This is a genomic window from Bacillus sp. 16GRE42, assembly GCF_019837435.1.
Taxonomy (GTDB): domain Bacteria; phylum Bacillota; class Bacilli; order Bacillales; family Bacillaceae_G; genus Bacillus_A; species Bacillus_A wiedmannii.
On record NZ_JADAXF010000001.1, the window covers coordinates 72,081 to 93,213 of the forward strand.

The window sequence follows — 21,133 nt, forward strand, 5'->3', positions numbered from 1 at the left end:
TCCCTCAATTTTTATTTATTCATGGAGATATTCTTCTTTTTCACTGTAATTCCTTTTTTACCCAAAAAATTTGTGCCTATTACACCAAAAATAATCATTATTGTACCAATGATATGAAAATAAGAAATTTGCTCGTGTAAAAAAATAACGCCTGCGATAATTGTAATAAGTGTAGATAAGTTACTAAAAACACTTATTTTAGCGGCTTCAATGTATGATAAGGAATAATTTAATAGCAATGCCGTCAGCAAGGAAGATAGTAACCCTAAATATAAGATGGAGATAAGAAATGTTCCATTCGTAAACGGTTTAAAGTATGCCGTTATAGTACCTTTGCTTATATGGCTGGCGATTGCGATTAAATTAAAGCTAATAAAGCCGATTACTGTCATTGTGTAAGTTAAATCCATTAGTTTGAATTTCTTCGTCATTTTTCGAGCTAACACATTATAGAAAGCAGATGATAATGCCGATAGCAAAATAAGAATAACACCTATGAAACTAGTTTCATGAGTCCTTATACCATTCATGATAAATATATAAATGACACCGATAACAGAAATGAGTACAGATATTTTTTGCCATGTATTTGTATACTCTTTTAAAAAATAGGAAGCTAACATCATCGTAAATATAGGAATAGCCGCTTGTATAATTCCAGCTTCGGATGAACTTGTATACACTAAGCCAAATGCTTGGAAAGCAAAAAATAGTGCTGGATAAAATATTGCAAGTGGTAAAAGGGGAAGTATATTTTTGAATGACATATTTAACTTTACGAAACCGAAAACAATGGGAATGCTTGCTGCTATGAAAGCAATTGTAAAACGATGAGCAAGGGTATCAAGTGGGCTTGTAACAGTTAATGCTAATTTCACAAACATAAAGGAGAATCCAATAATAAATGAATAGAGTAAAGCTGATAAATATGCCTTTGTTGTAAGTTTCATAATTTCACCTCATAGTAATTGATTTCTTACTGGCCAGTATACGTACATAGTAATCTTTATGATCTAGTGCTACAATGTGAATAATCACAAACTGTACCGGTACAAATTAAATGTTGAGGTGGTAATGATGTATAAGTATTTACATGTTTTCAACGACTTAGAAAGTATGATTCAAAATGGGGAGATAAAAGAAGGAAAGAAACTACCGTCTATTCGGACACTCGTTACGAAATATGAATGCAATAAGGCGACAGTAATACGAGCGCTACATGAATTAGAAAAGCGTCATATTATTTATTCCGTCCCTCAAAGTGGATACTACGTTGTTCGAAAATCAGGGGAGGTTGTAGAAAATGAAGAGATAATTGATTTTGCTTCCTCAGCACCAGATCCAGATGTTTTTCCATATGTAGATTTTCAACATTGTATAAATAAAGCCATTGATACATATAAAAATGACTTGTTCGTATATGGTACGCCAAAAGGTTTACCGTCTTTAATTCCGGTTATTCAACAACAACTGGTAAACTATCAAGTCTTCACTAAAGAAGAAAATATTTTTATAACGTCAGGTGTACAGCAGGCGCTAGCAATATTAACTTCTATACCATTTCCAAATGAAAATGAAACGATATTAATTGAACAACCAACATATCATCTATATATTGAATATCTAGAAATAAACAAAATTCCTGTAATTGGTATTAAACGTACGAATGAAGGTATTGACTTAAATGAATTGGAACGCATTTTTCGAACAGGTAAAATAAAATTCTTTTATACAATACCAAGATATCATCATCCGCTCGGAACTTCTTATTCTAAAGATGAGAAAGAAAAAATTGTGTTATTGGCTAAGAAATATAATGTATATATAGTTGAAGATGATTATTTAGCAGATTTAGAAATGGATTCAAAAGCAGATCCGTTATATAGCTTGGATAATGGGAATCATGTCATATATTTGAAAAGTTATTCAAAGATTATTTTTCCAGGTTTACGAGTGGGCATAGCAGTAATCCCACCGGTAATAGCGAATGCTTTCCATACATATAAAAAGATTTTAGATATCGATAGCCCGATGATATCCCAAGCTGCTTTAGAAATTTATATAAAGAGTGGCATGTTTGAATGTCATAAAAATAAAATTAAATCTTCCTATCACGATAGATCTAAAAAACTAGCAGAAACATTAGAAATAACTCATAGTGAAAACCCGCTTTTATTCACATATAAAAAGCAAAATACAATTGGAATCCACACTTGTTTAAAATTATACAAAACGAGTATTTCCGAAATGTTTTTCCATAGATTAAATGAAATGCAAATAAGTATTGATGCGATTGATAAAAATTATTTGAGAGGTTTTCCGAAAGATAGACTATTAAAGTTAAACGTATCGAATGTGAAGGAAGATAGGATTGAAGAAGGAATTCGTAAAGTAATTGAGGAAATCAAACAAGTGGAACGTATAACCTTTCAATTTAAAAAAGAAAAAAATGAATAAGGGGGTTTGTTGTGAGACGCAAAATAATTCTCTTGTTTGTGTGTATCGCTATAATAATTGGAGCTATAGTTGTGACTAAATATTATAAAAAAGATGACCAATGCATTGCGGTTGGTAAGTATTCAAGAGGTATTATCGTAAATCAAAATAACGAACCTATATCTAATGTGAAAATTTATGAAGATTCAATCGAAAGTAAGGAACGCAGTATTTCAAATACACAAGGCGAATTTGAAATACTAAATGGAGTTTGTGGTGAGATTGTATTACAATTAGTTACTCCAGATGGTGAAACCTATACGAGGAAATATGATAGTAATCATATACCGGAAGTGATAGAACTGAGTAATAAAAAGTAATAGAAATTATATGAAATCATTACAAGGAAAATGTGTAGAATTAATATTTTTTAGAGCACTCAATAGCTGAGTGCTCTTTTTATTTAGGACATAAGTAATTTAAATGGAAATAAATTACCAATAAATGATAACTTTAAAGTGTAGCATTTATTTTGAATAGGAGGGTGATCGAGTCTATGGCAGTACGTTTAGTCGATGATTTACAGCAACTATCGTTGTTACTAATGTTTTTAAGTACATTTATATTTTACAGATATTTAAAAAAAGTAAGACGAGAGAGAAATTTGACTGGTTTTGAATGGACAATGTATTTTGTCACTCAATTTGCGACAGTAATTTGGACAATTACTTATTTTATTAAACACTTAGCTGAATCGTAATTTCTATTCATTCAATCTAGTTTCCTGTTATCTATTAGGGATATAAATATAGTCCGTATCTAAATCAATGACAACATCGCTCATGACGTCTTCTTGTAGTAATTTTGGGGTTTTTTCATAATGGTACTGTACACAAAATAAGCTTAGAAGATCTTCATTAGATATCTCTTCATTTTTTACATGTAAATACATTCTTCTTAATTCGTTTAGAGAACAGTTACGGCCAATAACATACTCATTTATTCTATATCCATCAAATTCAATTATCATATTATCACTGTTGGTTGCTAGCCAACATTATAGCTTGAATTTTAGATGAATCTATTATACATTGTTTGAAATTTAGTGAGAATATATTTTTATATAATGTGAGGGTTATAAATGGAACAAAATAAATTAGTTTTAGTAGGATCAAAACGTCTTAAGTGGGAAACATGTAAAATTAAGTCTATACAGGATGAGGAAATTATTATTAAAACAATTGCAGGTGCAATAAGTATTGGAGCAGAGTTACCGCAGTATAAAGAATCTGATGTTACAGATACAAATCCTATGTATCCAAGAAAAACTGGATATGAAAGTTATGGTGAAGTTATTCAAGTTGGTAATAAAGTAACAAATTTAAACGTAGATGATAAAGTAGTTTCTTTTTATGGGCATGAAACGGTAGGAATAGTTAAAGGGGATAAAGTAATTCGAGTGCCTAGTTATATAAAATCTAAAGTTGCTTTATTATCTATTCTTTCGTGTGATGTTGCTAAAGGGGTATTGAAGCTAGACCCGCGACGGGATGAAAAAGTACTCATTACTGGAATGGGAGTTATCGGTTTACTCGCTTGTTATTTTTTAAAATACTATGTAGGTGTTGAGCATGTGGATGTTGTTGAGCCTAATAAAAATAGAAGAGAATTTGCAAAGAAGTTTGGTGCGAAAAACCTCTTTGATTCGGAAGAGAAACTTATAGATACGTATAATTACGGTTTGGAATGTTCTGCTACAAATAGAGGGTTTCACACATTGCAAAAGGTTATTAAAAGTAATGGGGCTATATGTATTCTTTCTGATGGTAATATAGAAAACTTAACATTAATCGCCGACTTTTATCGAAAAGAATTGCAAATCATTGGTTCAAGTGACGGATATGATTATCAAAAACATGCAGATTGGTTTTTTAATCAAATAGAACAGACGCCATGGATAGAAGAGATTTTTCAACATGAAATTCATTATACTGCTCTTGAAAAATGTTTTGAGGAATTAAGTGAGCAGATAATTACTCCTTTAAAAGTATTTGTCTCATATGAATAAAATGACCACGTACTGGTCACGTAGCTCACATATATTTCGTCACTAATATGATAACAAAACGAGGAGTAGCATGTACGGGGATTTTTATTGGGTACAACGGGTTGCGTAAACAGAGAAGGATTCTTGCTCTTTCATTATGTACAAATAGTATATTATCTTTCTCAATGTACATATTAAGTAAAGTGTTTAATATCATGTACATAAAAGGCGGGGTAATATGGATGAAAATAAGAAAAATGAAGAATTGAGTAAATTTAAGAAACAATGGTTTAATGAAGATAATCAACCAGTAGCTGGTATAGAGTTAGCATTACCGCCTGATATAGGCAGCATGTTAGACTCCAAATCAGTTGATGATAAAAGTGGAGAGAGTAATAATGAATAAGTTTAATCTATGCATCCATGTGGGTGCTTTTTATTTTTTTGACAATGGAAGATGGATCATCAAACCCTTATTGAAAAAAGATTGATCAAAATAGATTGTTTTTCAGTATATGTAAGTTTGATTTTTACAAAAAAGTTTAATTAAAATGCATTTAGAATGCTATATGAAATGGGAATGCTAGTAACATTCACCATTAAAGGATTGGGCAATTATGAATATAATTTGGGAAAGTATTATTTTAATTCTTACTGGAATGATTGCATTAAAAATGACAGGTAGTAATTCTGTTAGCCAAATGACGAGAGCTGAAATAATTATAGTAGTTTCCATTGGACGTATTATTGTAGAGCCTGTATTAAGTAGGAAAGTAGTCCCATCTATATTTGCAGCTGTAATATTTGCAAGCATACTTCTTATCATTCATTTTTTGGAATTGAAATCAAAGAAGGTGGAGCAATTCCTAAATGGCAGTAGCATTGTAATTGTTGAAAACGGAGAAATTGTAAAAGAGAATTTGATGAAAGCAAAAATGTCGGAACAACAACTGTATATGCAATTAAGAGAAAAAGGAATTCATGATTTAAAGAGTTTGCAGCAAGTTACAGCTGAACCGAATGGGCGTATTGGTTATCAATTAATAGAGAAAGCTCAACCGATAACTTTAGAAATGTTAGAAAAAATATTAGATCAATACAATATAAAAAGATAATTTCTCTTGAGAAAAGCTAATACTACAACGGAAGTATTGGCTTTTTTGTTTTTCTACAAAAACATAAGGGTTAATAAAAAGAGTGGGTTTTACACCAATCTTTAAAATAGATATAGGCCTATTATTATGCTATATTCAATGGAGCTATAGTGACTATGGTAAATGTTTTGAATAGAAGAAAGAACAACTGTATATTAACAATACACATACTATCTTGTATTAGAATCGTAAAAATTAAATTGGCACAGGGAGCCGTATTATATAGGCCTTTTATGTGATACTAAAAATGAGATAAAAATAAGGAGATAGAAACATAATGGAATTTTGGGAATCAAGTTTTATTGAGAAACAAACGATGTGGGGATTTGAACCTACAGAATCTGCAATTTTGACAAAAGATTTTTTTCTGGAAAAGAGCGTTAAAGATATATTAGTTCCAGGTATTGGATACGGTAGAAACGCAAAGGTGTTTATCGAAAATGGTATAAATGTAACAGGTATTGAAATTTCAAAAACAGCCATCGATTTAGCAAAACAAAACGGACTAGAAGATGTTCGTATGTATCACGATTCGGTAAACGAAATGCCTTTTGATAATAAACTTTATGATGGGATATTTAGTCATGCACTTCTTCATTTGTTAAATGAGCAGGAAAGAGAGAAATTTATTAAAGATTGTTATAATCAATTAAAACCAGGTGGATATATGGTTTTCACAACTGTTTCTAAAAAAGCTCCAATGTACGGAAAAGGAAAACAGTTGGATAAAGACTATTATGAAGTAATGGAAGGCGTAAAAATGTTCTTCTATGATTCTGAATCTATAAAACAAGATTTTAATAAATATGGACTAGTACAAGTTTCAGAAATTGATGAGCCAAATAAGATCATGGAAAATAAACCTTCAATCAATTTTTTAATGCTCCAATGTAAGAAAGAACTATAAATAAAAGTTATTAAATATTATTAAAGATGTTTATATATTGATTATGCACAATTAAAAAGGACAAGCATATAATATAAATACCTATTAACTTTAAGTAACCTTAACTTTCGTTAATAGGGCATCTCAAAATCCCCAAAAAGAGCACTTGCGGAAACAAGTGCTCTTTTATTTTTTTGTTTATTGAAGAAGATTATATTTCGTTCAACTAATATGGAATTTAAAACCATAAACTTTTAATAAAATGGTAAAATTAATAGGAGGATGTATAAAGGGGGCGAGGGATTTGAAACTAAAAGAGCTGGCGGATTTGTTTTTGATTAAAGAAACCATTGGAGATATGAATGTAGAAATTACGGGATTAGAAATGGATTCTAGAAAAATAACTAGTGGAAATTTATTTATATGTGTATCAGGTATCGATGGTTTTCTTGAAGATCGACATCAATTTGTTGAAAATGCAGTGAAAAATGGCGCTGTGGCGTTAATTGTAGAAAGAGATATAACTATTGAAATACCTAAAATAATTGTTAAAGATGCTAGGTATGCTATGGCAGTTATTGCGTCACATTTCTATGGTTACCCATCTAATAAAATGAAGCTAATTGGAATTACAGGAACAAATGGTAAAACAACTACTTCCTATTTACTTGAAAAAATTTTAACTGATTATGGATTTCAAACAGGGCTTATGGGGAATAACGGAGTCAAAATTGGTTCGAAATGGTATCCTACTGATATTAATACGCAAGAACGACCGATACTTCAGCGGAATTTGCAAACGATGAAAAATCATAATACAGATTATTGCGTTATGGAAGTTACGTCACAAGGTTTACATATGGAAAGAGTTAAAGGATGTAACTTTAAAACTGCGGTTTTCACAAATTTAACGCAAGATCATTTGGATTATCATGGTACATTTGAGGAATATAAACATGTAAAAGGTCTTCTTTTTTCAAGATTGGGAAATGATTTTTCTACTACAGATAAAAAAATTGCTATTTTGAATGCAGACGATCCATCGGTAGAATACTTTAAAAAAATTACTTCAGCTGAAGGTATCACATATGGAATACATAATGAAGCAGATGTTCAAGCGAAGGATATTACTTTAAGTTCAAAAGGAATACAGTTTTTAGTTTCTGCCTTTAATGGAGAAATAAAAGTTAATCTAAATCTCGTAGGCCGCTTTAATGTTTATAATGCATTAGCAGCAATAACAGCTGCATTGGTTGAAGGTATTCCGCCTACAAATATTAGTGACAGCTTATCTGATTTAAAGAGCATTGAAGGTAGAATGGAAATTATAGACGAAAACCAAGATTTCCTTGTAATAGTGGACTATGCTCATACGCCCGATGCGTTAGAAAATGTCCTTACTACAATTAGCGAGTTTTCAAAAGGTAAAATCATTACTGTTTTCGGCTGCGGTGGGGATAGAGATGAAAAAAAACGACCTATAATGGGTGAAATTGCTGGAAGTTATAGCGATTTTGTTTATATTACTTCTGATAATCCACGTTCGGAAGACCCGCAGTCAATAATGAAAGATATTGAAAAAGGATTTTTACAGAATAATAATTTGAATTATAAAGTAGAAGTAGATCGTGAACTTGCCATAAAACATGCAATAAACATGGCATCTTCTAATGATATTGTTTTGATTGCAGGGAAAGGGCATGAAACATATCAAATTTTAAAGGATTTGACTATTCATTTTGATGATAAAGAAAAAGCTCGACAAGCAATTATAAATAATAAATAGATTATCTTTTAGAAAAGACTAGATTAGATTAAGTTGTGAATGGAGTGTTATTGAATGCAAACTAGAAAAGCTTATTTATATGTATTTCATACGATGTCCGATTGGGAATACGGACATTTAATTGCTGAACTTAATACAGGTAGATATTTTAAAAAGGGTTTAGCACCTTTTAAAGTAGTTACAGTTGGAATAAATAAAGAAATGGTTATTTCAATGGGAGGCTTGAACGTAAAGCCAGATATTTCCCTAGATGAATGTGTACTTGAGAGTAATGATTTATTGATTTTACCTGGAGGAAATACTTGGACTGAAAACATACATAAACCCATATTGCAAAAAGTTGAAGAAGTTTTAAAGATTGGTACTATTGTGGCTGCAATTTGTGGTGCAACAATAGGCCTTGCAAATTACGGATACTTAAATTCTAGAAAGCATACAAGTAATAGTTTAGATTATATGAAAATGGTTTGTCCTACATATAAAGGGGAAAATTTATATGAAATGGGACCTGTAGCGTCTGGTGAAAATCTTATTACTGCATCTGGAGTAGCTCCTTTGGAATTTGCAATGGAAGTTCTAAAAACATTAGATGTATTTGCGCCAGATACACTCCATTCATGGTATGAATTAAATAAGACACATGAACCTGAACATTTCTTCCAGTTAATGAATTCATTAAATAGCTAAGCAATTTAGTATGATCAATAATAAAAACCATGTTTCTAATGATACTGAAGCATGGTTTTTGTGTTTTGATTAATAAATATATAAAGTAACAAATTTTGTACAATAAAAATGAATTTGAGAGAAAGAGTCACTTCTTTATTATACTATTATTTCTGAACGACAAAAGTAATGGCATTTGTTTTTAATTGAACGTGTTTGCCATTTCGGACTATATTATAAGCTAATTCTTTTATTTCAATTTTTATTTCTTTCCATTCCTTATAAATGTTTTTTAATAGATATATCATATGTTCAGTTGGAAGGTTAATTTCAATTAAAGCATCTAATTCTTCTTTCGTATGTAAGTCAATTTCTTGTATGTTCGGGTTTATAATTAAACAATTGATACCACCAGTCTTTGTACCTTTTTTCATAGAATGGAGCAAGTTTGTTAAATCTTCTTCTGATTTAACATGCTCTAAACTTGATACTGCAACGATATAATCATAGGTATCAGGTTGGATGTAGTAATTTTCAATTGCCGCTTGTTCTGTTTTTATAACTTCAAATACATCATGTTCTTTACTATAAGTTTGTAATTTTGTTAACGCAGAATCCAGTAAGTCCACACATGTAACAGTACCATTAGCATTTTTTATTTTTTGTGCAATTGGAATACTATTTCTTCCAACGCCAGAGCCGAGATCAAGTACTTGCAAGTTATTTTGTCCTTCAAAGTAATTCATCAAGTCCATAACTGTTTTAACCGGTTTGTAAAGCCAAGAGCCAGTTTCAAATAGTTTGTATTGTTCATAGCAAAGGTCATGATATTTCTTTTCTTCTTGTCTTATGTAATTAATACGATTCATTGTATTTCAACTCCAATACTTTCATTCTAACGAGGCCCTTTAGGAAAACTTGCTAAAGCATCTAAAACTAATTCTATATTACTGATCAAGATTTTCACCTCAACTTATAAGATATTTATATAATTCGATAAGAATGAAGGTAAACCTTTTAGTAAGAGGATATTAAGGTTTTACTGTAGAAAACTGACTATCTTAAGCAATTAAAAAAATGTATAAACATGGAGAGGAAACTGCATATGATGTTTTATGAAATTGTTTGCTTTTCTTGTAAAAATATATTCCGTGTATACGAAGGAAGCGAAAAATATAAGCGATTTAAAGAGAAACCGAAAGGGACATATTGTTGTGATGAATGTAGTCATAAAATTCAATTAGAAGCAATAAAGCATTTATTTAGATAACTTTTTTGTCCGGAAAAGTTTGACAATAAAAGTATTATAAATTATCATATGAAAAAACTAATATTTAAAATGGCATGGAAGAGAAGAGTAGTTAAGAAAGAATACGTACAGAGAGCTCTGGTAGCTGAGAAAGAGCAGTATACATCTTAATGAAAAAAGACTTGGAGCTGCGCAAGGAACTAATTTGTTTAGGGATGGTGCGACGGGTTCTCCCGTTATAGAGATAGGGTATAAGCATATTTTGCCGTACCTGAAGAGGTTAATATGGCGACGTATTAACAAACTGAGGTGGTACCGCGAAGCTAACAACTCTCGTCCTCAAGATGAATAATCTTGGGGGTGGGAGTTTTTTTATTGCATAAAACTGAAAATGTGAAAACAAAAAATCAATTGAGGTGAGTAATATATGCATTGGGCGTATGAAGTAGCACATGAATTAATTAGAAAACATCCAAACAAAGAAACGTTTGTTTGCGCATCTGGAATAAGTCCATCTGGTTCTGTTCATATCGGGAACTTCCGCGAAATAATAACGACATATTTCGTGGTAAAAGCACTACAAGATTTAGGGAAAAAGACTCGTTTTATATTCTCATGGGATGATTATGACAGATTTAGAAAAGTTCCTAAAAATATTGATCCATCTTTTGCAAAATATATTGGTATACCATACTGTGATATTCCAGATCCATATGGTTGTCATAATTCGTATGCAGAGCATTTTGAAAAAGAGTTTGAGAAATCTCTTCAAGCATTTGGGGTTGAAGTGGAATTCATATATCAACATGCTGAATATAGAAGTAGAAGGTATAACAAAAATATATTAGAGGCTTTATATAAAAGAAAAGAAATATATGATATTTTAATGGGATTTAAAACTGGAGAGTGTAGTGAAGAAGAGCGAGAGAGCTTTTATCCAGTTACATTATATTGTGAGAAATGTGGGAAAGATGCAACAACGATTACACATTTTGATGAAGTATTAAAAACAGTTCAGTATGAATGTGTATGTGGAAATCAAAATGAATTATCAGTATTAAATACAAATAAAATGAAACTGAATTGGAAAATCGATTGGCCGATGAGGTGGATGATAGAGGATGTTATTTTTGAACCGGGCGGAAGAGATCATTCATCAGAAACGGGTAGTTATAATGTATCAAAGGAAATTGTGAGGGAAATATTCAATCGTGAAGCTCCTCATTACGTTGCTTATGATTTCATTGGAATTAAAGGGAATCATGAAAAAATGTCTAGTTCATCAGGGAATAGTATTACACCTAGCGAGTTGTTAAAAGTGTATTTACCAGAAGTGATTCTATTTATGTTTGCTAAATACAGACCAAACGCAGCTTTTCATATCGGTCTTGATGAAGATGTGATTCGCAATTATACAGAATATGAACGATTGAAAGATGGTTATGAGAATAAAACGCTCAAAAATGAAGATTTATTTGATGCAATTAAACTCTCTAAAGTTGATGGCAGGTTTAAAGAATATCCAAAATTTAATCAAGTAGCAGGAACGTTACCATTATTAAATTTTGATTCATCTATTTTACAAGGTATATTAGAAAAAACAGATAGGAGTTATGTATTAGATGATATGATAGCGATATGTAACCGTGCAGAGTATTGGATAAGAAGCTTTCAATCTGAAAAACTAATTTCGGTAAATCAAGAAAGAAATACAGAGTTTTATAACACATTAGATGAAAGACAGAAAGAATGGCTAGTAGAAGTTTGCAACATACTTCGTTCTAACAAAGATTACTCTAACTTAATGGAACAATTGTATTCGATTTGTCATCATGAAAATAAAAAAATAATGAAAGAAAATCAAAAACAATTATTTCTTATTATATATAGGCTCATTATAAATCAGTCTAGCGGCCCACGTATACCGTTATTAATACATGTAGTAGGCATTGAAAAGTTCATCGCATTATTAGATTTCTAAAAATGCTAAAAGAAACGCAAGTACTCAGAAATCTAAGTACTTGCGTTTCAAATTTTGCTACCGTGAATACATTTTCGGACATTCATCACCACGTGGTTCATAAAAGCAATGACTTTTAAATTGTCCCGCAAATGGCTGGTTATACCATTCAGGCGGACAAGATCCAACTGGACGGAAATACCAAAGAGCCCATCGTGCTGGCCAGCGCCATTCACCTTGTAAAACTTTTCTTGCAATTTCTTTTTCAGAATCACGAGCACGCTGATAAAAATATCCGTATTGCACTGCTTCAAATCCACCGGGACTTTGATATACTGCGTCACGTACAGAACGAAGCTGTTTAAAATCTAAGCAATCACAAAATACACGATTTACTACTACGCAGCCAACAAGTTGTTCACCTTGTCGACCTTCTCCTTCAGCTTCTGCACGAATTAAACGAGCTAGTAAATCAACATCACTTTCGTTATATGGAATAAGGGGCATAGTGCTACCACCTTTCTTTATCTGTTATAGTAAAGAGTGTATGTATGAAAATAAGCTAAGTGCTTTTCTATATGTAAATTCATTAATTTTCACAATTAGCTTTTATGAAAAAAGCTAATTAGTAATTGTAGACTAATGTAAAAGGGGAGAGATAACGTGTATCGAATTCATAAAGACCATATTATTTACGCAATGTCACCAGAAAATAAGCCGTGTATGGAAGTAGAAATTGGGAGTCGTCTTGTATTTGAAACATATGATTGCTTTGAAAATCAAATTGAATCTGAAGATGTTGCGTTTCAAGAATTAGATTGGAACCGAATTAATCCGGCGACTGGGCCTGTATATATTAATGGTGCAGAACCTGGTGATATATTAGTTGTAATGATTGAAAAGATTAAAATTGCAGAGCAAGGTGTTTTAACTACAGGAGCGAATCTTGGCGTAATGGGTGAAGATCTAAACGAAAATACAGTGAAAATCGTCCCAATACATAATGAACATGTTTTGTTTTCAAATGAACTACAAATCCCGATTAATCCAATGATCGGTGTTATTGGTACTGCGCCGAAAGAAGAGAGTATTTCATGTGGCACACCGCATGATCACGGCGGGAATATGGACTGTAAAGAAATAAAAGAAGGGACAACATTATTATTACCTGTAAATGTTCCTGGTGCCCTATTAGCATTAGGTGATTTACACGCGGCGATGGGTGATGGTGAAATTGGTGTTAGTGGAGTAGAGGTTGCTGGTGAGGTAACTGTTACAGTTCAAATTATAAAAGGAAAGAAATGGCCACTACCAATGGCGATCCAAAAAGAAAAAATAATGACGATTGCTTCAGAGAAATTGTTAGATGATGCAGCGAATCGCGCTGTACGTAATATGGTGACATTTTTACATAAGGAATTAGAAATGTCTAAAGCTGATGCAACACTTTTATTATCAGCTGCAGGCGATTTAAGAGTTTGCCAAGTTGTAGATCCACTGAAAACAGCACGAATGGAACTAAGTATGAATTATGTGGAGAAGCTAGGTTTTAGTTTGAGTAAATTTCATCTTAAATAAGAATGATAGAAGAAGGATGCTGTTGTATAAAAGTATCCTTTTTTGATTTACGGATGATATAAAAACAGGTAGTATTTATTTTATATCATTGAATATAAGATTGTGGATTAAAAAAGGAGTAAAATGATGGTTAAAATTATGATTGTAGAAGACGATATGAAAATTGCAGAACTATTATCAACACATGTCGCGAAATACGGGTATGAAGGAATTATTGTATCGGATTTTCAAAATGTATTAAACATTTTTTTAGAAGAACAACCAGAGTTAGTTTTATTAGATATTAATTTACCAAGTTTTGATGGGTACTATTGGTGTCGTCAAATTCGCGGAGTTTCTACATGTCCGATATTATTTATTTCGGCTCGTGAAGGCACGATGGATCAAGTTATGGCGCTTGAAAACGGTGGCGATGATTTTATTTCAAAGCCCTTCCATTACGAAGTGGTAATGGCTAAAGTTCGTAGTCATTTAAGACGTGCTTATGGAGATTATGCACCGAAAATAGAAGAACGGATGGTTGAGCAACAAGGTCTTTGTTTATATCCTGAAAGGCTTGTATTGAAATTGCGTAATCAAGAGATTGATATAACGAGAAATGAAGCCATTTTATTAGAAATGTTAATGAAAAATTATCCGCGTGTTGTGGGTAGAGAAGTGTTGTTGAATAAATTGTGGGATAGCGAATCCTATGTTGATGATAATACATTAAGTGTAAATACAACACGTGTGCGAAAAAAGTTAAAAACTTTACAGATTGAAGATGCGATTGAAACGATTCGTAGTGTCGGTTATAGATTACATATTACTTGGGATACTGGTATGGAGAAATGATAAGATTATTTATTCGTGATCATATACCAATTATTTGTTTTACAGCAATCCAATTACTAGCCATATTTCTTGTATATTGGTTTGATGGGCATAACCATATTGCAACGGCATTATATGCAATGTTTTTAGGTGTCTTTTTTATGGTAGGCTATTTAGTATTTCGTTACTTTACTCATCGTACGTTCTATGAAAGATTAGCAAATCCGTTGCATTCTTTGGATGATTCTGTTCAAAAATCAGATTTTGCAGTTTTATCTACTGCGCTTCAAGAGCTACTTGAGGTGCAATATCGACATTATCAATACCAGCTGCAAATACAAGAGAGAAAAAATAATGATCATTTAACTTTTATGAATCAGTGGATTCATCAAATGAAAACACCTTTATCTGTAATAGAATTAATTACACAAGATGAAGTCGATTCACGTTTTGAAAGTATAAATGAGGAAACAGATAGGCTGAAAAAGGGGTTAGATATGGCTCTGTATGTCGCACGTTTAGAAGCATTTACACAAGATTTTTATGTGGAAAAAGTACAACTACATAAAATAGTGAATGATTCTGTACATGAACATAAACGCTTTTTTATCCGGAATTTTGTATATCCAGAGCTTAAAATTGATAAGGACATTAGTGTAGAAAGTGATGCGAAATGGTTACAATTTTTAATTGGACAAATACTATCGAATGCGATTAAATATTCATCAGGTAGTAGAGAAAAGATTAAGGTGAAAGCTTGTAAGGAAGGTAATACAATTATACTTGAAATTGCCGATAATGGCGTAGGGATACCGAAGCAAGATTTACCAAGAGTGTTTAAACCTTTCTTTACAGGAGAAAATGGCAGGGATTTTAAAGAATCAACTGGAATGGGGCTATATCTTGTATATGAAATTACGAAACAATTAGGACATAGTGTAGAAATCCATTCAGAAGTTGGTAAAGGTACCGTTGTACGAATTATATTTTTTAATGTGTAAATAAGTGAACTAGGCTAAAGAACTTTGGAGATAAGTTTTTTATCCTTACTTTATCCCGCTTTAATGGGCAGTAAGACCCCCACCTCAAAATTCAGCGAAAGCAAAGAAGTTAGGGATCAACTGCCCATAAAAGTCCAATTGGTGAGGGCCAATAATCAGTGGGAGATGGAGAAAATCCCCACTGATTAAAGTTTCACTTTATAGCGATTATATGAAATGGTAAAAAGTCATCTTAGTATGTATAATGACACGCTAATAAATACGATCTTTAAATTAGAAGTATTTAATAAAAAGCTGATAAATAGTTTTTGTAAGAAAAAAGCCCCCCTTTTGAAAGAGATAGCTTCATGAATCCATCCTATGGATAGGTGTATCAACATTAATAAGTATAATATTCGAATTCGTGATATGTTTTGTGGATTATAATAGAATTAGTCTTTTGTTTTTTCATGATACAGTATTGTAATTAAGTAAACAAACTTAATAATGTATATCCAATTAATCCTAAAATAGTGATAGGAACCATCATTAAGAAAGAAGAAATTCGATTAGCATTAGAGCGTTCTAACACAAGAACCAAGATAATCCCGACTATCATTTCGGTATATCCAACAGGTAACATGTGACTATATTCTTCAAAATTTAAAAGAATGTGAAGTCCATCCGTTACAAAAACTCCACTAATAAGCGCGCTTCCGAATTTATGAAGTGGATTTGTAGTATCTTTCCATAGAAAACCTGCAATTCCAAAGATAGTTCCTCCTATAAATGCACATACAATCCATACAGATATAAAATAAATAGAGTGAGCTACATTTTTAATAACTATTGCATAACCATAATAGCCTAATACCATACCAAGTAGTGCAAGGATACCAGAAAGTATAGCTGTACGCTTAGAATAACTAAAGCTAGCCACAAAAAAGGATGGAACTAACCAAACGCTTCCTAGATTAGCTAATGAATTCCAATGTCCTGGAAGTATACTTTGCCCTAATTTAGTTAGTATACCAACAATTATCCCTACTATAATCGGGATGAGAAAAATCCTTAAAAACATATTTAACTTTGTGATTTTTAATGTCCTGTCCATTAAATCAATCCTTAGATTAATATTTTCTACAAACATATAATAGCTTATTATAGGGGGGTAATCAATAAAAATTTATCGAAAAACAATAAGTTATTGTTGGATAACGAATAACATTTTGTTTTTATAATTGGGTGAATAAAATATCAAGTACTCGTTACGCAACCAAATAGTAAATCAAATAGTATATGCAAGTAATGAAATTGCCCAAAACATGTAATTCAACTTAGTATAAATCTCTCGTATTTTCATGAAATGATTTATGATAAAAAAGAAACGAAAAGGGATTGATATAGTTTCCTCCTGTTTTTATTTATAATTTATTAGAAGGAGGGATTTTTTACTAGTTGTGAATGTTAGGGGGATTGTAATGGATATTCGTAAAATGAAATATTTCATAACAGTGGCAGAAGAATTAAACTTTAGCCGTGCGGCAGAACGTCTTATGATGGCACAACCGCCTTTAAGTCAAGAAATTCGAAAATTGGAAGAAGAATTAGGTGTTCAACTTCTTCACAGGACAAAAAGGATGGTTGAACTTACCAATGCGGGGAAAATCTTTTTAGAAGGTGCGCGACAAACGCTGCTTCAAGTAGAAAGAACTATTAAAGAAACTCAGCTTGTAGAGGAAGGAAAAATCGGGTATTTAATCATCGGTTTTGTCGATTCTACAGAAACGGTTATAAACATATTAAAAACATTTCGAGAACGCTTTCCTAAAATTCAGCTTATATTACGCGAGATGACAACAGACCAGCAAATAAAAGCACTCTATGAAAAACAAATTCACATTGGATTTATTCGTTCTAAGCAGAATAATGAAATATTGTCTTCCGAAGTCTGTTCTAAAGAACGTTTAAAATTGGTTTTACATGAAAATCACGCATTAGTTTCGTTACCTAATATTTCTATTAAAGAACTAGTAGATGAACCATTTGTTTTATTTCCTCGTCATTTAGGTACTAACTTTTATGATTTAATTATTAGTTACTTTTGGGAGCATGGAGTAAGTTTAAATATTGTTCAAGAAGCAATTCAAATGCAGACGATTGTTAATTTAGTTGCAGCAGGAATGGGGATTTCTGTCGTTCCATCATCGGTGGAAAGTTATAAAAAATCGGGAGTCATATATAAAGAAATTGAGGAACATACACCGGAAATAAACTTATACGCTGGATGGAGGCAGGATGAAAATTCTGTCGTGCTCGAGAACTTCTTAGCAGTTGTTAGAGAGATTTATACGACTTCACAATTTGAATTTGAAAAGTAAAGGCCCATCTTGATTGGATGGGCAGTAGTGATTTGGGAAAGGTACTATATTTATTGTCAAGTCACGACGATTTAACCTGTTTTACTTGGGTCATACTCAATGAAACCTTTTAGTACACTATCAATTTGACCCATAATTTCAGGTGACAATGTAACACTAGAAGCAATTACATTTTCTCTTATTTGCTCCGGATCTGAAGCGCCAATAATTGCAGAGGAAACAGCTGGATTTTGTAGTACCCAAGTAACTGCGAGTTGAGGTAAGGTAAGATTATTTTCAATTGCAATAGGATTAAGTTTCTGTATTGCAGTAAGTACATCATCACTCATCCAACGTTGTACGAGTTTGTTGAAAAATGGTTTTCCTGCATCTGAATTAGCACGTGATTGGGCGGGGAGTGGTTTACCTGGTTGATATTTTCCAGTGAGAATACCTTGTGCGAGTGGAGACCAAACAATTTGGCCAAGTCCTTCACGTTGACATGTTGGAATCACATCAGTTTCTATAACTCGCCACAACATCGAATATTGAGGTTGGCTAGCAATAAGAGGGATTTTCAATTCTCGTGCAAGTGCTGCACCGCGTGTGATTTGCTCCGATGTCCATTCACTTACGCCTAAATAAAGGACTTTCCCTTGTCTTACAAGATCTGAGAAAGCTAACATTGTTTCTTCCAGAGGTGTTGTTGTATCGAATCGATGTGCATAATAGACATCAATGTAGTCTGTATGTAGCCGTTGTAACGATGCATTACAATTTTCTATAATATGTTTTCGTGATAATCCACGATCATTTTTTCCAGGTCCGGTCGGATGACATACTTTTGTACAAAGTTCTATACTTTCTCGGCGTATACCTTTCAAAGAGCGGCCAAGCACTTCCTCAGCAATAGTGTCTGAATAAACATCTGCAGTATCGAACGTTGTAATCCCAACATCTAATGCGGCTTTCACACATTCATTTGCAGTATCTTCATTTACTTTTCCACCATGGTTTATCCAGTTACCATATGCAATCTTACTTACTGTTAATCCACTGTTTCCTAGTTTGCTAAATTCCATTGTAGAATCCCTCCTTGAAAATGATAACTTTATTATAAGAACTGAAATGTAGTCTGTATAATATATAATTAATCATAAATTTATATAAAAATTATATAAGAGGGAGTGCTTAGAAGTTTATTACTAGGGAAATCTAAAGCAAATGTAATTTGTACTTTTTAAATATGAAGTTAAGAAATGATAAATAGACCTAAAAGAAAGCAATCTTTATAGCAGCACATATAATTGCATTTACTCATACAGTACTATCATGGTACAATATGGTTATTAACGACGGAAAGGAATGATGGGTGGACGATGATTAACTAATCTTATTTTTAAATGTTGAAATTCAATAAATTTCAATTTATAAAAAATAGGATTAGTCTGCCCAATTTCCATACAACGGTATTGCTATTTATGTTACGCAATAGCTTATTTGGGTATAAATATTTTAACGACTAATCCTGCCAAATTTATTTGGGAGGATTTTTTTATTCTCCCTTAATGAAAGGGATCGGTATTATGAAAGAACTATTAAAATTAAATGATGTTTATGTTGAAATAAAGGAAAACACTTTGTTAGAGAAAATGAATGTGACAGTAAGACAAGGGGATGTTATCGGGTTAATTGGTAAAAACGGGGCTGGTAAATCAACGTTACTTCAATTAATAGATGGGAAAATTGAACCATCAAAAGGTACTGTTGAATGGATGCAAATGAATATGACAACAGCATATGTTGAACAAGAAAAAGAATTTTTCGTTAGTAAGGATATAATTGCAAAAGAAGCGGAACTCCTTGCAAAATGGGGCGTGCCAACGAATGATTTTCTTACTTTAAGTGGTGGTGAAAAGCTGAAAGTTCGATTGGCAAAAGGGTTTGCCGAAAATCCTAATGTCCTAATTTTAGACGAACCGACAAATCATCTAGATGAGATGAGTACGGAATTTCTCATTAAACAAATAAAAAACATGAAAGGTACAGTTCTCGTCGTATCACATGATCGATATTTTTTAGATGTTATCGCAACAAGAATATGGTCAATTGAGGATAAGAAATTAATTGATTATAGTGGTAATTATACGAGTTATATGAAAGCACGTGAGCAGAAAAGAATGACGCAGCAGCGTGAATATGAAAAACAACAAAAGAAGATAGAACAAGTAGAAACTCATATAAAAGAATTAAGTTCATGGTCACAAAAGGCACATGCGCAGTCTACAAAACAAGAAGGAGTGAAAGAATTTTATCGTGTAAAGGCGAAGCGAATGGACGCGCAAGTTAAATCGAAACGAAAACGCCTTGAAAAAGAGCTGGAAAAAACGAAAGTAGAACGTGTGAAAGAAGAGTATTCAGTTGAATTTTCTATTCAAGCGAGTAAAAAAGTAGGAAAACGTTTCTTAGAAGTAAAACAATTGCGGAAAGAATTTAATAAACGTACATTATTTGAAAACGTTAATTTTACAATCCAGCACGGTGAGAAGGTTGCGATTATTGGACCAAATGGTAGCGGGAAAACAACTTTACTGAAGATGATTATGGGAACAGAAACTGTTGAAGGAGAAGTATGGATTTCACCTTCAGCAAATATCGGCTATTTAACACAAGAAGTATTTGATTTACCACTTGATAAAACACCAGAAGATTTATTTTATAAAGAGACATTTGAAGAAAGAGGAAAAGTCCAAAATTTAATGAAACATTTAGGATTTGAATCTTCCCAATGGAAAGAGCCGATTCGACATATGAGTATGGGTGAACGAGTAAAGTGTAAGCTAATGGCTTATATTTTAGATGAAAAAGATGTACTTATTTTAGATGAACCGACGAATCACCTTGATCTTCCTTCACGTGAACAGCTTGAAAATACATTAGCTGAGTATAACGGAACACTTGTTATCGTTTCTCACGATCGATATTTTCTGGAGAAAATAACTAATACAAAACTCGTGTTTTTAAACAATACGATACAAAAGCAGCTCGATGAACCTACGAAAACAAGAGATGAAATTGAAGAGTTACGTTTAACGTTAGAAACAGAAAGACAAGAAGTATTAGGGAAATTAAGCTTTTTAACTTCTAAAGACAAAGAATATAAAGAACTAGATGAACGGTTTATGGACCTTACGAAGCAGATTAAGGCGCTTTAACGT

General features: G+C 32.2%; 22 protein-coding genes and 1 other annotated feature. Of the genes, 16 read left to right on the forward strand and 6 right to left on the reverse strand.

What is annotated here, in order from left to right; genetic code table 11:
* Positions 1-11 precede the first annotated feature (11 nt).
* Positions 12-950, reverse strand: coding sequence for a DMT family transporter (locus tag ILS93_RS00350; RefSeq protein WP_064475322.1), 939 nt, complete (start codon positions 948-950; stop codon positions 12-14).
* A 127-nt stretch (positions 951-1,077) separates the two neighbouring features.
* Here ILS93_RS00350 and ILS93_RS00355 point away from each other — a divergent pair, with 127 nt between their 5' ends.
* The 3 genes from ILS93_RS00355 to ILS93_RS00365 all read left to right on the forward strand — a co-directional run bounded on the left by ILS93_RS00355 (position 1,078) and on the right by ILS93_RS00365 (position 3,196).
* Positions 1,078-2,457: an aminotransferase-like domain-containing protein gene (locus ILS93_RS00355; protein ID WP_222659579.1), complete on the forward strand. Its 1,380-nt coding sequence runs from the start codon at positions 1,078-1,080 to the stop codon at positions 2,455-2,457.
* 11 nt (positions 2,458-2,468) lie between these two features.
* A complete protein-coding gene (locus ILS93_RS00360) occupies positions 2,469-2,816 on the forward strand; it encodes a hypothetical protein (RefSeq protein ID WP_064475324.1) in 348 nt (115 codons plus the stop codon).
* Between the two features lie 176 nt (positions 2,817-2,992).
* Positions 2,993-3,196 (forward strand): hypothetical protein, encoded by a 204-nt coding sequence (locus tag ILS93_RS00365; RefSeq protein ID WP_064475325.1) that lies wholly within the window; start codon positions 2,993-2,995, stop codon positions 3,194-3,196.
* 27 nt (positions 3,197-3,223) lie between these two features.
* On the opposite strand, the gene ILS93_RS00370 is transcribed toward ILS93_RS00365, so the two are convergent.
* Positions 3,224-3,466, reverse strand: coding sequence for a hypothetical protein (locus ILS93_RS00370; protein ID WP_222659581.1), 243 nt, complete (start codon positions 3,464-3,466; stop codon positions 3,224-3,226).
* 111 nt (positions 3,467-3,577) lie between these two features.
* Between ILS93_RS00370 and ILS93_RS00375 the strand changes: the two genes are divergently transcribed.
* The 6 genes from ILS93_RS00375 to ILS93_RS00400 all read left to right on the forward strand — a co-directional run bounded on the left by ILS93_RS00375 (position 3,578) and on the right by ILS93_RS00400 (position 8,996).
* Positions 3,578-4,504: a zinc-dependent alcohol dehydrogenase gene (locus ILS93_RS00375; protein ID WP_222659583.1), complete on the forward strand. Its 927-nt coding sequence runs from the start codon at positions 3,578-3,580 to the stop codon at positions 4,502-4,504.
* 217 nt (positions 4,505-4,721) lie between these two features.
* Positions 4,722-4,889 carry a hypothetical protein gene (locus ILS93_RS00380; RefSeq protein ID WP_048560991.1) on the forward strand — a complete coding sequence of 56 codons (168 nt, stop codon included), beginning with the start codon at positions 4,722-4,724 and terminating at the stop codon, positions 4,887-4,889.
* A gap of 211 nt (positions 4,890-5,100) precedes the next feature.
* Positions 5,101-5,598, forward strand: a complete 498-nt coding sequence (locus tag ILS93_RS00385) for a DUF421 domain-containing protein (RefSeq protein ID WP_222659585.1) — start codon at positions 5,101-5,103, stop codon at positions 5,596-5,598.
* A 316-nt stretch (positions 5,599-5,914) separates the two neighbouring features.
* Positions 5,915-6,544, forward strand: coding sequence for a class I SAM-dependent methyltransferase (locus ILS93_RS00390; RefSeq protein ID WP_064475328.1), 630 nt, complete (start codon positions 5,915-5,917; stop codon positions 6,542-6,544).
* Positions 6,545-6,827: 283 nt separating this feature from the next.
* Positions 6,828-8,309: a UDP-N-acetylmuramoyl-L-alanyl-D-glutamate--2,6-diaminopimelate ligase gene (locus ILS93_RS00395; protein WP_222659587.1), complete on the forward strand. Its 1,482-nt coding sequence runs from the start codon at positions 6,828-6,830 to the stop codon at positions 8,307-8,309.
* Between the two features lie 54 nt (positions 8,310-8,363).
* On the forward strand, positions 8,364-8,996 hold the full coding sequence (locus tag ILS93_RS00400) for a type 1 glutamine amidotransferase family protein (protein WP_064475330.1): 633 nt from the start codon (positions 8,364-8,366) through the stop codon (positions 8,994-8,996).
* Between the two features lie 146 nt (positions 8,997-9,142).
* On the opposite strand, the gene ILS93_RS00405 is transcribed toward ILS93_RS00400, so the two are convergent.
* The gene (locus ILS93_RS00405; RefSeq protein ID WP_222659589.1) at positions 9,143-9,844 is read right to left on the reverse strand and encodes a class I SAM-dependent methyltransferase; all 702 of its coding nucleotides are present in this window, start codon (positions 9,842-9,844) and stop codon (positions 9,143-9,145) included.
* A gap of 236 nt (positions 9,845-10,080) precedes the next feature.
* On the opposite strand from ILS93_RS00405, the gene ILS93_RS00410 reads away from it, so the two are divergent.
* Both ILS93_RS00410 and lysS read left to right on the forward strand, forming a co-directional pair.
* Entirely contained in the window at positions 10,081-10,245 is a 165-nt protein-coding gene (locus tag ILS93_RS00410) for a DUF2197 domain-containing protein (protein WP_064505453.1), read from the forward strand.
* Between the two features lie 66 nt (positions 10,246-10,311).
* Positions 10,312-10,568 (forward strand) — a binding site (T-box leader).
* Between the two features lie 83 nt (positions 10,569-10,651).
* The gene (lysS, locus tag ILS93_RS00415; protein WP_064475332.1) at positions 10,652-12,205 is read left to right on the forward strand and encodes a lysine--tRNA ligase; all 1,554 of its coding nucleotides are present in this window, start codon (positions 10,652-10,654) and stop codon (positions 12,203-12,205) included.
* Positions 12,206-12,262: 57 nt separating this feature from the next.
* Here lysS and ILS93_RS00420 read toward each other — a convergent pair whose 3' ends face one another.
* Positions 12,263-12,691, reverse strand: a complete 429-nt coding sequence (locus ILS93_RS00420; RefSeq protein WP_064475333.1) for a cell wall hydrolase — start codon at positions 12,689-12,691, stop codon at positions 12,263-12,265.
* 156 nt (positions 12,692-12,847) lie between these two features.
* On the opposite strand from ILS93_RS00420, the gene ILS93_RS00425 reads away from it, so the two are divergent.
* From ILS93_RS00425 to ILS93_RS00435, 3 genes are all read left to right on the forward strand, one after another.
* Positions 12,848-13,762, forward strand: coding sequence for an acetamidase/formamidase family protein (locus ILS93_RS00425; protein ID WP_098111717.1), 915 nt, complete (start codon positions 12,848-12,850; stop codon positions 13,760-13,762).
* A 126-nt stretch (positions 13,763-13,888) separates the two neighbouring features.
* Positions 13,889-14,596: a response regulator transcription factor gene (locus ILS93_RS00430; RefSeq protein ID WP_088046637.1), complete on the forward strand. Its 708-nt coding sequence runs from the start codon at positions 13,889-13,891 to the stop codon at positions 14,594-14,596.
* The gene (locus ILS93_RS00435; RefSeq protein WP_222659592.1) at positions 14,593-15,576 is read left to right on the forward strand and encodes a sensor histidine kinase; all 984 of its coding nucleotides are present in this window, start codon (positions 14,593-14,595) and stop codon (positions 15,574-15,576) included. The genes ILS93_RS00430 and ILS93_RS00435 overlap by 4 nt, the downstream gene beginning before the upstream one ends.
* A gap of 466 nt (positions 15,577-16,042) precedes the next feature.
* Here the strand turns inward: ILS93_RS00435 and ILS93_RS00440 are convergent, their stop codons facing one another.
* Positions 16,043-16,669 (reverse strand): DUF6518 family protein, encoded by a 627-nt coding sequence (locus tag ILS93_RS00440; protein ID WP_098094867.1) that lies wholly within the window; start codon positions 16,667-16,669, stop codon positions 16,043-16,045.
* Positions 16,670-17,036: 367 nt separating this feature from the next.
* Here ILS93_RS00440 and ILS93_RS00445 point away from each other — a divergent pair, with 367 nt between their 5' ends.
* Entirely contained in the window at positions 17,037-17,936 is a 900-nt protein-coding gene (locus ILS93_RS00445) for a LysR family transcriptional regulator (RefSeq protein WP_222659594.1), read from the forward strand.
* 71 nt (positions 17,937-18,007) lie between these two features.
* On the opposite strand, the gene ILS93_RS00450 is transcribed toward ILS93_RS00445, so the two are convergent.
* Positions 18,008-18,997, reverse strand: coding sequence for an aldo/keto reductase family protein (locus ILS93_RS00450; protein WP_222659596.1), 990 nt, complete (start codon positions 18,995-18,997; stop codon positions 18,008-18,010).
* A 504-nt stretch (positions 18,998-19,501) separates the two neighbouring features.
* On the opposite strand from ILS93_RS00450, the gene abc-f reads away from it, so the two are divergent.
* A complete protein-coding gene (abc-f, locus tag ILS93_RS00455) occupies positions 19,502-21,130 on the forward strand; it encodes a ribosomal protection-like ABC-F family protein (RefSeq protein WP_222660535.1) in 1,629 nt (542 codons plus the stop codon).
* Positions 21,131-21,133: the final 3 nt, after the last annotated feature.